Below are 13,323 nucleotides of genomic sequence, written 5' to 3' on the forward strand. Positions count from 1 at the left end.
CGCATCCTTAATGTACAAGCATTTGTAAATTTGCAAGCGACATAATCCCTGCATAAGCGGCAATGAGCACGATCACAAATCCAAATACCAAGAGCCACTTCGGATGCTTGTAATCGCCTATGATGTCTTTTCTCGTTGAGGCAAAGAGGATCACACCTATTGTAATCGGCAAAATCAATCCATTTAACGATCCCGCTAAAATCAATAATTTCGCTGGCTTTCCAAGTACAGCCATGATCACAGTGGAAGTTGCAATAAAACCAATGATCCAGTATTTTTCAAATTTCTTAATAGACGGATGCAATGTTTTCAAGAAAGATACCGACGTGTATGCAGCGCCAATTACCGACGTCAGTCCCGCTGCCACCAATACGAGTCCAAAGAATTTGTATCCAATCATACCAGCGCCATGTTGAAATGCTGATGCCGCAGGATTTGATGGATCTAGTTGGATGCCCTTGACGACAACGCCTAAGATTGCTAAAAATAACAGTACTCTCATAACCGATGCAATCACAATGCCCATGATGGCACCTTTTCTAATCTCTTTTAAATGCTCTTTTCCAGTGATTCCAGCATCTATCAATCTATGACCGCCTGCAAAGGTGATATAGCCACCTACTGTACCGCCAAGTAAAGTGATCGTTGGGAAGACAAGTCCTTTTGGATTTTCTGGTGCGAAAGATCTAAAAATTGCCTCTCCAATAGGTGGATGCGTTATAACAGCCATATAGCCCACGATTAAGATCATCATAAGGCCTAAAATCTTCGTGATCTTATCAATCATTGGCCCTGCATCTTTGCTTATGAATATCGTCAACCCCGCTACACCACCTATAACCGCACAGAGCTTGATATCTAATCCCGTTAAAACATTGAGTCCCAGAGCCGTCCCGCCTACATTGCCGATGTTAAACGCCAGTCCTCCTAATGCCACTAAAATTGCGACGAAATGCCCCAGACCTGGCAATACTTTATTGGCGATATCTTGTCCCCTCATACCCGAAACACCAATGATACTCCAAACATTAACCTGTGCCCCAATATCTAAAATGATAGAAAGCAATATGACAAAGGCAAAACTTGCTGCAAACTGTTGTGTAAATGTCGCTGTTTGCGTTAAAAATCCTGGTCCAATCGCAGAGGTTGCCATAATAAAGGCAGCACCCACAAGTGCGCTCATATTGCCTTTGCTATTCTTTTTATTTGATTTAATCACTTGCTCTTCAAATGCATTTTCTTCGATCATAGTCTGTTCCCCCTATAAATAATTTATCTTCAATCGTATAAAGCGCTCTAAAAAGCCTTAATCTGAACACCTTCAAGTATTAACCGTTTTCGAATTCCAGTGACGAATTCTATGGCCTTGCGATTATCCCCATGTACACAAATCGAATCCACTTTGATGGCAATTTGCTCTCCTGTAAGTGCAGTCACCGTTTGTGTCTTGACCATTTGCATGACCTGTTCAATCGCTTTTTCACTGTCATGAATCACAGCACCTTCTTGATTTCTTGGCACTAATGCGCCATCTGATAAATATGCACGATCTGCAAAAACCTCGCTTATCGTTTGTAACCCCAGTGCCTGTGCACTGACGATCATCTGACTTCCTGAAAGTCCCATCAGCTTTATTTCAGGATTAATTTCATAGATTGCTTCAGCGATTGCTTGAGCCAGTTTTTCATCCTTGGCCGCCATGTTATACATCGCACCATGTGGCTTGACGTGCTGAAGCCTCCCCCCTTCTGAGTCCACAAACGCTTTAAGTGCCCCCATTTGATATTTGACATAATTCTTGAGTTCCTGTGGTGAGACTTGGAGCGTTCTTCTTCCAAATCCTAAAAGGTCAGGAAAGCCAGGATGACATCCGATGGCCACATTGTTTTCTAACGCTGCTCTTACAGTTTGTGCCATGACATTCGCATCCCCTGCATGCCAGCCGCAAGCAACATTGGCAGAACTGATAAGCGTTAATAATGCTGTATCCATGCCTAAAGTGTAATGCCCAAAACTTTCTCCTAAGTCACTGTTAATATCAATTTTCATTACGTCACCTCCTGTCCTAGATATACGCAAACCCTATGCCAGAACTGAGTGTGGCTTTTACAACCGTCGCATCACTTTCATTGCATTAAAAAAGAGCGCATTCGCTCAGTTGTGAGTGAATGCGCTCTTTCTATATTAGGATTGCTTCTCAAGGCGCCTTTTTAACGAAAATCGACTTATATTCAGAAGTTCCGCAGCTTTAGACTGATTTCCATTACAGATATCCAGCGCGTGGTCGATACATTCATTTTCTAAATAAATCAAATGCTCTCGCAAATCTATGGGCCTCCCCAGCTCAATATCCCTTAAAAAATCAAAAGAATATCTTTGATTTGAAAACACTTTGGTTTCATCATAATTTGGAAAATCAGCAAAGGTGAGTTCCCCTTCATCATGAATAATGCATGCACGCTCTACTAAATTTTTAAGCTCTCTTATATTCCCCGGCCATTTGTATAGATTCATTTTCTTTAAGGTTTGTTCTGTGAAACCTGATATTCTTTTATTGAACTTATGATTATAAAAATGCTTAAAATGCTCTGCGAGATAAGCAATATCACTGGGTCTTTCACGCAAGGGCATCACTTCAATCGGAATCACATTTATGCGATAGTAAAGATCAGCTCTAAAGGTCCCCTGATGGACCATTTCCAAAAGATTGCGGTTCGTCGCCGCTATGACGCGCACATTGACATCGATATTTTGCACGCCGCCCACCCGCTTGATCTTTCTCTCCTCTAGAAAACGCAAGAGCTTCGCTTGTTGATTTAAAGGGATCTCCCCTATTTCATCTAAAAACACTGTGCCACCATCGGCGATCTCTATCAGGCCTTTTTTTAGCTGTCCTGCACCTGTAAAAGCATTTTTTTCATGCCCAAAGAGTTCGCTTTCAAAGAGGTCTTTGGGAATCGAAGCACAATTTATTTTGACCATAGGCATGCGACTTCTCGCGCTATGCCTATGAATATAATCGCCAATCAGTTCTTTTCCAGTGCCTGTTTCACCGGTGACGAGCACGGTAACACTGTCCTCCAAAGCGATTTTTTTTGCACTGCTCAAAAGGGCTTTCATCTGATCATCTTGGGTTAAAATAGAATCTCTCATCTTGTCTTTTTCATGCTGTTCCTCAAAGATTTTGAGTTTCCGATTGGTGTTGATCGTTTCAAAAACACGTTCAATATGAATTTCCATTTCATCCAGATCAAATGGCTTTGTCACAAATTCAAACGCCCCTTTTTTCATGGCCAAAACCGCTTTTTGAATATCACCATATGCCGTCATGACAATGATCTTGATTTCTTCGTCCATGGCTTTGATCGTATCAATATAGTCGATGCCGTTTCCGTCTTTCAGGCGAATATCCAAAAGAATCAAATGCGGATGATATCTCTGAATGGCATCCTCTGCTTCCTTTAAAGATTTTACCGCACATATAGAATACCCCAAATCACTCAAGCCTTCCTCAAGTGAAATCCTTATTGACGCTTCATCATCTACAATCATGATTCTTCTATCCATTTATAAATCCGCCCCCTTTTTTAAATGTTAACATGACCTCAGTGCCCTCACCTTCATTGCTTCTAACATCAATCTCGCCTTCATTTTCAACGATCAGTTCATGAACGATGGACAACCCCAAGCCCGTCCCTTCACTTTTGGTCGTGAAAAACGGATCAAAAATTTTATCAAGCGCATCTCTCGGTATCCCTAATCCGTTATCCGCAATTTTGAGTATGACATTGAGTTCATCATCAACAACCTCAACCACAATTCTTCCAGTCTCACTTGGCAATGCTTCAATTGCGTTTTTTAAAATATTGAGAACAATTTGGCTAAACTGAACGGAGTCCACAAAGATCAGGGTGTCTTTCTTCAAATTTTCCAAAGACAAATGAATCTGCTTGGATTGTAATTCACTTTCAACTAAATCTAACAGCTCTGTCAATTTTGAATGTAAATTTAGAAGTTTCGGCTCCGCTTTGTACCGTTTCGCGTATTCGAGCAGATCAAAGATCAATTTGTTAATTCGGTCGATTTCCTGAATCAACCTTAAAAACATCATTTCATTTTTACCAGTGAGTTCACTTTTAAGTCTTTTATTGAGCACTTGAATACTTGCTCTCATCCCCGCCAGCGGATTTCTAATTTCATGTGCAACCCCTGCGGCGAGTCTGCCAGTGGAAGCAAGTCTTTCCAATCTCTGTATTCTGCTTTCAACCTTTTTTTGCTCAGAGATATCCTTAAAACTACAAATATAACCCCCAATTGACTCTTCATTACTTCTTATAACAGAAGTGTTGACATCTATGAACTTCACATCCCCCTCTGCATGTGTAAATCGATAGAGCTGATATTGACTCAGGTTTTGTTCTTTTGTTCTTTGAATAATGGTCTTAAGACATTTTTCAAAGGAATCCCCTTCAAAGGTATAGGGCTTTAACTGCTCTAAAATCATTGTTGCAAAAGGATTTTGAGAAATCTGTGCCTCATGTGCATCATATGTGATAATGCCGTTTTCAATATTATTTAAAATGTCTTGATTGTAGTTTTTTACATAAATCAATTCCGTCATGGACGCCTCTAACTGTTCCAGCATTTGATTGAGCGCTTCTCCCAGCTTGCCAATCTCGTCTTTGCGATTTAATTCAATCCGTTTATTGTAATCGCCTCCTGAAATTTGATCACAGAACTTCGAAAGCACTTTTAATGGTTTCGTAATGTTGGCAGAAACCAAGATGGTGAATTGCAGGGCCAAAGTCAAAAAAATAATCCCAATCAAAATATTATATTTATAGGATTCATAAAAATAGGACATAAGTTCTCTCTTATCCACCAGAACAACCAGAGTCCATCCTGTGGATTTCAAACGCTTAGACGTCAAAAGATATGCTTTCGTCGTTAAATGCTCATAGTCACTCAACGGTCTGTTGATCCTTTCAACATCCTCCTTTTTTAAAATGGGCGCATCCCCCATAATGAGGACCCTTTCTTCATAAACAAGAAGCTCATGGGGATAGATTAGTCGAAGATCATCAATGATTTTCTTTTTAACTTGTTCTGGCTGCCCCGTATCTTGGAGACTCAACTGGATACTGACTTCTACTTCTTTTAATTTCTGATCCATTTGCCTAAATTGACTATTCATCACATAATTATAATCAAACTGAAAAGAAGTCATCAAAACAATCGTCAAGGAAACGATAAAAAGCGTTAAAAAGGGAATTGAGATTTTATTTTCTATGCTAATTTTCATTTGCTTTTACACGCTCCTGTGAACTGACTAAATAAAAAACAATGCCAGACACAATAACCCCCGGCATAGAAGGGTGAATTTTAAAAATGGCTTCCGAATGATATGTCCCCACATAGGAGATGATCATCGTCAACATCCCAGAAATCATACTCCAAATCGCCCCATTAGTCGTGGCATCACGCCAAAACACACCCCCATAAAGCGGAATCAACAAAGTCACAGAAAAGACACCCCAGATGTAGCTGCCATAGATTAAAAGACTTTCAGGTGGTGATATTGCAAGGAGCAGAGATAAGCTACCAACGATTAATACCACAACACGACTAATCGTCAATAAGACATCGTCACTTCTCTGCTTTTTAGAGACAATCCCAAACACGTCATAGATAAAACTACTTGCAGCAACTAACAATTGAGAATTCGCTGTGGAAATAGCTGCTGCCATAATGGCAAGCATCACAATGCCACTGATTGGCGTTGAAAACAAACTGTTAATCACAACGGTCAAAACAGAATCGATGGAATCCACCGATTTTATAGACGGCATAATGACACGCATGCCAAGCCCTATAATGATAATACCTATATAAGTAACAAAGAGGATCGCCACAGATCGCTTGATCATCTCAAGTGCAGTCTCGGTATCCTTTGCCGCTATAATTCTCACCGTATATTGAGGGTTTGTAGCCAGTCCAAGTCCCCATGCAAAAAAAGCGGAAATCAGACTGATTAAAGTCATTCCACCCCCTGCCAAAGGCTTGAGCAGTGACGCTTTCGGTGTGTAATAAAAATAACCTTCAATAGCATAGCCTTCCACCGCATTAGCTTGATTTATAAAGGTCTCTATGCTGTCAATTCGAAATAAAATGATCCATGTGCCTAAAAAAATGCCGATGCAAATGACGATAAAGTTGAAGCCATCGCTCTTTGCCAAAGAAAAGAGGCCCCCAAATGAAGTGTAGAGAATAAAAATATAGACAATGACAATCGCAAGTGTATATGGAATTTCTAAAAACTCTGATATGACGATACCAAACCCTCTAATTTGAATGACAATATATAAGATAAAATTAAAGATGATTAAAATTCCAGTGGAAACTTGCAAGGTTTTACTTTGATACCGCTTATTAAAATAATCTGGAATGCTGACTGCACCGCTTGCTCTCAATTTGGGTGTTAACAAATAAAGAAACCCAGCACCGATAAACCAAGGCACAATTGAATAGAGCACAAAAGTAAACCCATAAACATAAATTGACCCAGGAAGTCCTTGCATTGAAGCTGCACTGAACCAAGTTGCAACAAAAGTAGAAACAAGCGCAAACAGCCCCATTTTTCTACCCCCAATGAAAAAATCATCAATGGTATCGGACTCATTGTAGCCTGTTTTTCCAAAGTATAACAATGCAATTGAATAAAAGAAAAAGAAACCTAAAAACACATATGATCTTGGCATTTTCCCCCCTATGACAATTCTAATTCTATTATACTTAAAAGAATATATCAATTGGCAAAAAAAAAATACAATCATTTAATCTCACTGCCTCGATCAGATTAAATGACTGCACACTTAAACAAATTTAGAGATCACCTCTCATTTATTTGAACTCAAATCCTCAAGAACACTTTTCAAAATACCGATCATTTCATCAATGTGCTTTTGCGCCACAATCAATGGTGGCACAAAACGAATGACCTGATGTCCAGCACCCACTAATAAAAGGCCTTTTGCCATAGCACCATTCACAATCTTACCCGTTGGGAGCGCCTCCACAATCTCAATCCCCTGTATGAGCCCCTTGCCTTTAATCGCTTTGATCACATCAAACTGGTTCTGTAAAATTAAAAGCTGCTCTTGTAAATACCGTCCCATTTGATTGACGTTATCCAGCAACTTTCGCGATTCAATTTCATCGAGCACATAATTGGCTGCAGCAGATGCAAGTGCCGTTCCACCAAAAGTTGAAGCGTGACAGCTTGGCGTGAGTTTTTGAGCCACTTTTCCACTGACCAGTGTCGCGCCGATTGGGAAGCCACCTCCAAGTCCCTTTGCACATGAAACGACATCGGGTTTTAGACCGTAATTTTGATAGCCAAAATACTGACCGGTTCTTCCAATCCCCGTCTGTACCTCATCAACAATCAAAAGCAAGTCCTTTTCCAAACACAACTTAGAAATGGTTTCTGCAAACTCAGGTGTAATTTCAACAATCCCACCTTCGCCCTGAATCACTTCCACCATAACCGCAACCGTCTGGTCGCCAATCGCATTTTTTAAAGCCTCCGAATCATTAAAAGGCACATACTTTACACCAGGAAGTAGTGGCGCAAACGAAGCTTGATATTTCGTCTGACCTGTTAAAGCAAGCGCACCCATAGTTCTGCCGTGAAATGAATTGCTCATAGTGATGATTTCGAATTTTTCATCTGCGCCATAGAGACGTGCAAACTTTAATGCGGCTTCATTGGCTTCTGCGCCGCTGTTACAAAAAAAAGCTTTATCCAGTCCCGAAATAGAAGTCAAAGTCTGTGCCAATTTGATATTTTGTGCGTTCCAATATAGATTGGACACATGAACGAGTGACGCCGCTTGATTTTTAAGAACCTCTGCATATTGCTTATCCCCATGTCCAAGGGCATTCACTGCAATCCCTGCTACAAAATCTAAATACACTTTGCCCTCTGTATCTTTTAAATACAACCCTTCACCCGACTCAAAGCAAATCGGAAATCGGCCATAGGTATTCGCTATTGATTCTAAACCCTGTTCTATTTGATCCTTCATCTTTACCATTTTTACCACCTTTACCTTCACTAACGCTAAATTTAAGCCTTAACAACTTTTGTTCCAATCCCCTCTTGGGTGAAAATCTCAAGAAGGATGGAATGCTCCAAAGTTCCGTTTAAAATATGGACATTCTCCACATTTGATTTTATACAATAAGAGACTTTAGGAATCATGCCCCCAGAGATCACCCCATTTTCTATGAGCTCCGAAGCTTCTTGAGCATTTATCTGACTTATTAATTTGCCGTTTTCGCAAACCCCATCTACATCCGTTAAGTAGATGAGTTTTTCTGCACATAAAGCATTTGCAATTTCACCAGCGACTTCATCCGCATTGATGTTAAGTGCCTGTCCCTTCGAATCTGCGCCTATAGGGGATATGACAGGGATATAGCCTGCCCCTAAAAGCGTTTCGATCAAAGCCGTCTCGATACAACAAATCTTGCCAACACGATCCATAGCAGTGTTGCCTGCATCGTAAAGCTCAGCCTTTACAAGCCCGCCATCTCTACCAGATATTCCTACCGCATGCCCATGGCTAACATTGATATCCGCCACAATCTGCTTGTTAATTTTCCCAGATAACATCATCTCCACATAATCCACATTCTGATCATTCGTAAGTCTAATGCCATCTTGGAAAGCCGTTTCTTGACCGACTTCATCTAAAAGCTTAGTGATGTCATTACCACCACCGTGAACGATTACGGGTAAGATCCCTACTGACGCTAATAAGCAAATGTCCATGATGACATTTTGTCTGAGCACAGGATCTTTCATTGCACTGCCACCGTATTTGATGACAAATATCTTGCCTTTGAATTCATGGATGTAAGGCAGTGCCTCTATGAGAATTCTTGCTTTATCTATAATCTTTTCCATCAGGTTCTATAATCTCCATTAATTTTGACATATTCATAGCTGAGATCACAACCCCAACCCACGGCTTTAGAATTTCCAGATCCAAGTGTTAAGTGCACATAAATCTCTTTCTCAGAAAGTACATCCGATGCCAATGCTTCGCTAAAAGCCACTGGCTCTCCAGAATTTAACAATTCGATACACCCCTTCTCACTTGAGAAAGACAACCCCACTTTCATTGGATCAAAGGACACCCCTGCGTAACCTGCAGCACATAGGATTCTGCCCCAATTGGCATCTTCCCCGAAAAATGCAGTCTTCACCAAGCTTGAAGTCAGCACGGATTTAACCACTTTCTTAGCATCCTTTGATGACTCCGCCCCCGTTACAGTGACTTCAATGAGTTTGCTAGCACCCTCTCCATCCTTAACGATGAGTTTTGCCAATGTTTGATGCACATATAAAAACGCTTTTTTAAATTTAATGAACTCTGGATCTGACTTTGTTATCTTTTCCGACATAGCAGCTCCATTTGCGAGCACAATGACCATATCATTTGTACTGGTATCCCCATCTACTGAAATCATATTATACGTATCTTCATTAATCTCAGCCAACAGCGCTTGTAAATCTGCCACTGCGACATTCACATCCGTCGTGACAAAAGACAACATGGTTGCCATGTTCGGATGAATCATTCCAGAGCCCTTCGACATACCCGAAATCGTCACTTTCTGACCTTTAAGCTCAACTTCTACACAAACTTCTTTAGAGAAGGTATCGGTTGTCATGATGGCTTCAGCCGCATTTTTACCACACAAACTCTTTGAAGTGATCTTATCCGCTAAAGATTTGATACCAGATTCTACCACTTCCATAGGGAGCGGTAATCCAATAATGCCCGTTGAAGCTACGAGAACTTCTTCAGCTTTACACTCAAACTTTTCAGCGACCCATTTTGCCATTTGAGCATTATCTGCTATGCCCTTTACGCCCGTACACGCATTTGCATTGCCACTATTTATAACAACAGCATGTACCCCTTCGCCTTGCTTTAGGATATCTTGATTCCATAAAACAGGGGCTGCTTTTACTTGATTGGTTGTAAAAACACCTGCTAATACCGCTGGTGTTTCCGTGTAAATTATCGCCAAGTCTTTTTTCTTCTTTTTTATACCAGCATGCAACCCCCCTGCTAAAAAGCCCTTAGGTGAGTTAATGTGACCACTTACGATTTTGAACATATACTTCCTCCTTAATAATTATTCAATTTATACATAGTTTATGCATAAATAATGCATTTTTATTCCATTTGTTTCAAAATACCTTTGCCTCATTATTCTCAACCCCTCATGCAGTTTCACGCTGTATTTTCAATAACTATTTTGATTATTTCTGATCATTATACATATCCACGAATATTTTTGCAATATTTTTTTAAAAAAATGTTGCATCTATATTTAATTAATTGTATAATCATGCGTATCAACTATTAAATTTTAAAGGAGGCGCTTATGGCGAAAAAAGTTGTTTTAGCCTACTCAGGTGGTTTAGATACCACAACCATCATCCCATGGCTAAAAGAAAATTATGATTATGAAATTATCGCCGTTTGCGTAAATGTCGGCCAAGGCATTGATGAACTCGATAATTTAGAAGCAAAGGCAATTCAATCGGGAGCATCAAAGGTCTACGTCAAAGATGTTGTTGAAGAATTTATTGAATCCTACATTTGGCCTACACTTAAAGCAAACGCAATCTACGAAAATCAATATTTGCTCGGGACGTGTATGGCAAGGCCATTAATTTCAAAAGTTCTTGTAGATATAGCTGAACTAGAAGGTGCTGAGGCAATCTGTCACGGCGCTACAGGTAAAGGAAATGATCAGGTAAGGTTTGAGCTTGCAATTAAAGCTTTGAATCCAGACTTAAAAATAGTAGCACCCTGGAGACTTTGGGATATCAAATCTAGAGAAGACGCAATAGACTATTGCCACGCAAGGGGCATTAACTTGCCTTTCACTGCAGAGCAAAGTTACTCAAGAGATAAAAACATTTGGCACCTGTCACATGAAGGTCTTGAAATTGAAGATCCTACTCTTGAGACGAATTATAAGAAGATTCTTAAGATGTCCAATGTGCCTGAAGATGCACCGAATACACCTGAATATCTCACCATCGATTTCGAAGCTGGTATTCCTGTAAAGGTCAATGGCATCCGTATGAATGCATTAGAAATAATGGAAACCCTTAATAAAATCGGTGGCAATCACGCTATTGGCACAGTGGATTTAGTCGAAAATAGAATCGTAGGTATGAAATCAAGAGGTATTTACGAAACACCCGGTGGCACATTGTTATACAAAGCTCACGAAGCGCTTGAACATTTGTGTCTCGATAGAGATACCTACAGCTTCAAATCTACGGTTGCTATCAAATTTGCAGACTTGCTTTACAACGGTCAATGGTTCAGTCCCCTCAGAGAAGCGCTCTCTCAATTTGTAGACAGCACTCAAGAAACAGTTACTGGTAGCGTGAAGATGAAGCTATACAAAGGCAACTGCACACTTGCAGGCACAACATCTGCATACGCACTTTACAACGCTTCAATTTCAAGTTTCACCACTGGTGATTTGTACAATCATCATGACGCAGAAGGTTTCATTAATCTATACGGTCTCCCTATGACTGTAAGGGCTTTAATGAAGAGAGCTGAAGGCAAAGTCGAAAAAGCGACACCATTTCCAGATGCCGATAGAGGGAATCAAGAGATCCGATAAATCACGTATTCATTATTAAAATTGAAATGCACTTAAATATAAATTGAAATGCATGGCTAAATGCAAAGAGGATAAATATTTATGGAAAAATTATGGAACGGTAGATTTTCTAAATCTACCGCTTTACTCACCGAAAAATTTAATGCTTCAATTGGTTTTGATTATAAACTCTACCCTTATGACATACTAGGAAGCTACTACCATGTGGAAATGCTTGCAAAACAAAGTATTGTATCCACCGATGAAGCGATTCAGGTACAAAAAGGCTTAATGGAGATCTACCATCTGATTGAAACAGATCGCTTCGAGTTTAAAATAGCTCAAGAAGACATTCATATGAATATTGAAGCGCATCTGATCGATAAGATTGGAGATGCAGGTAAAAAACTGCATACGGGTAGAAGTCGAAATGATCAAGTCGCACTCGATATGAAGCTTTACACTAAAGATTGGCTTATTTCAATGTTAGATGCCCTAACATCTCTCATTGAAAAGATGAGTCAAATTGCAAATTCTAATTTAGAAACGATTATGCCTGGCTTCACGCATTTACAACAAGCCCAGCCGATAACACTTGCACATCATCTGCTCGCCTATGTGGAAATGCTTAAGAGAGATTATTCTCGTTTTGAGGATGCACTTGAGCGAATGGATGAAATGCCTTTAGGCGCTGGTGCTTTGGCATCGACCAGTTATCCAATTGACAGACAATATACCATGGAAAAACTGGGATTCAAGCGCATGACTTTAAACAGTTTAGACGCCGTTTCCGACAGAGATTATCTTCTGGACAGTTTAAGTGCTTCAAGTACTTTTATGATGCACTTAAGCAGACTCTGCGAAGAAATCATCCTTTGGAATTCTCAACTTTACAATTTCATCGATCTCGATGACGCTTACACGACAGGTAGCAGCATCATGCCACAGAAAAAAAATCCAGACATTCATGAATTGATCCGAGGCAAAACTGGAAGAACCTATGGTAATCTCATTCAGCTTTTAACCGTCATGAAAGGGCTCCCGCTTGCGTATAACAAAGACATGCAAGAGGATAAGGAACTCTTCATGAGCACCGCTGAACAAATGATTGATGTGATTGAGATTCTTGGCGAGACCCTTATTACAGCACAGTTTAACAAAGAGATTATGTATGAGGCCACTTTAAAAGGTTACACCGAGGCCACTGATCTCGCAGATTATCTCGTAAAAAAAGGCATTAGTTTTAGAGATAGTCACCACATCATCGGACAAATTGTGGGCTATGCCTCTAAGGCGAATTTGGCACTTAAAGACATCCCCTTAGAAGCGTATCAGAGTTACTCTGAGGTGTTTGAGCAAGATCTGTATGAAGTCATTAAACTCGAGCATATCATCGCCTCTAAAGCACATGTGGGCGGTCCAGCACCTTCTGCTTGTGCATCGCATCTAGATCAAGTTCAGTTATGGCTCAGTGTAAAAGAAGAGATGCGCAAAACTTACGTATCCCCTATTGGATTGCTCAATGCACTGAAGTAACCTTAAATTTTTAATTTTTTAGAATCAAGACGCTGTCAGAAAGCGCTATAATTGGACTACGCAACTCAAAAAAAAACA

Annotated in this window: 10 protein-coding genes; 2 read left to right on the forward strand and 8 right to left on the reverse strand. The window is 40.1% G+C overall.

The features are described from left to right. Positions 1-7: 7 nt before the first annotated feature. From F3D3_RS14245 to argJ, 8 genes are all read right to left on the reverse strand, one after another. Positions 8-1,249: an NRAMP family divalent metal transporter gene (locus F3D3_RS14245; protein ID WP_069874956.1), complete on the reverse strand. Its 1,242-nt coding sequence runs from the start codon at positions 1,247-1,249 to the stop codon at positions 8-10. Positions 1,250-1,296: 47 nt separating this feature from the next. Next, entirely contained in the window at positions 1,297-2,049 is a 753-nt protein-coding gene (locus F3D3_RS14250; RefSeq protein WP_069874957.1) for a LamB/YcsF family protein, read from the reverse strand. A gap of 135 nt (positions 2,050-2,184) precedes the next feature. Then, a complete protein-coding gene (locus F3D3_RS14255) occupies positions 2,185-3,567 on the reverse strand; it encodes a sigma-54 dependent transcriptional regulator (RefSeq protein WP_069874959.1) in 1,383 nt (460 codons plus the stop codon). Beyond that, a complete protein-coding gene (locus F3D3_RS14260) occupies positions 3,560-5,302 on the reverse strand; it encodes a PAS domain-containing sensor histidine kinase (protein ID WP_069874961.1) in 1,743 nt (580 codons plus the stop codon). Before F3D3_RS14260 ends, F3D3_RS14255 begins: the two co-directional genes overlap by 8 nt. Beyond that, entirely contained in the window at positions 5,292-6,758 is a 1,467-nt protein-coding gene (locus tag F3D3_RS14265; protein WP_069874963.1) for a sodium:solute symporter, read from the reverse strand. The genes F3D3_RS14260 and F3D3_RS14265 overlap by 11 nt, the downstream gene beginning before the upstream one ends. Before the next feature lie 138 nt (positions 6,759-6,896). Continuing rightward, positions 6,897-8,096: an aspartate aminotransferase family protein gene (locus F3D3_RS14270; protein ID WP_242877141.1), complete on the reverse strand. Its 1,200-nt coding sequence runs from the start codon at positions 8,094-8,096 to the stop codon at positions 6,897-6,899. A gap of 32 nt (positions 8,097-8,128) precedes the next feature. After that, entirely contained in the window at positions 8,129-8,971 is an 843-nt protein-coding gene (gene argB / locus F3D3_RS14275; RefSeq protein WP_069874964.1) for an acetylglutamate kinase, read from the reverse strand. Then, positions 8,971-10,194, reverse strand: a complete 1,224-nt coding sequence (gene argJ / locus F3D3_RS14280) for a bifunctional ornithine acetyltransferase/N-acetylglutamate synthase (protein WP_069874966.1) — start codon at positions 10,192-10,194, stop codon at positions 8,971-8,973. Before argJ ends, argB begins: the two co-directional genes overlap by 1 nt. Before the next feature lie 270 nt (positions 10,195-10,464). On the opposite strand from argJ, the gene F3D3_RS14285 reads away from it, so the two are divergent. After that, positions 10,465-11,730 (forward strand): argininosuccinate synthase, encoded by a 1,266-nt coding sequence (locus F3D3_RS14285; RefSeq protein WP_069874967.1) that lies wholly within the window; start codon positions 10,465-10,467, stop codon positions 11,728-11,730. Positions 11,731-11,811: 81 nt separating this feature from the next. After that, entirely contained in the window at positions 11,812-13,245 is a 1,434-nt protein-coding gene (argH, locus tag F3D3_RS14290; RefSeq protein ID WP_069874969.1) for an argininosuccinate lyase, read from the forward strand. Positions 13,246-13,323 lie beyond the last annotated feature (78 nt).

The sequence above is a fragment of the Fusibacter sp. 3D3 genome (assembly GCF_001748365.1).
Taxonomy (GTDB): Bacteria; Bacillota; Clostridia; order Peptostreptococcales; family Acidaminobacteraceae; genus Fusibacter_A.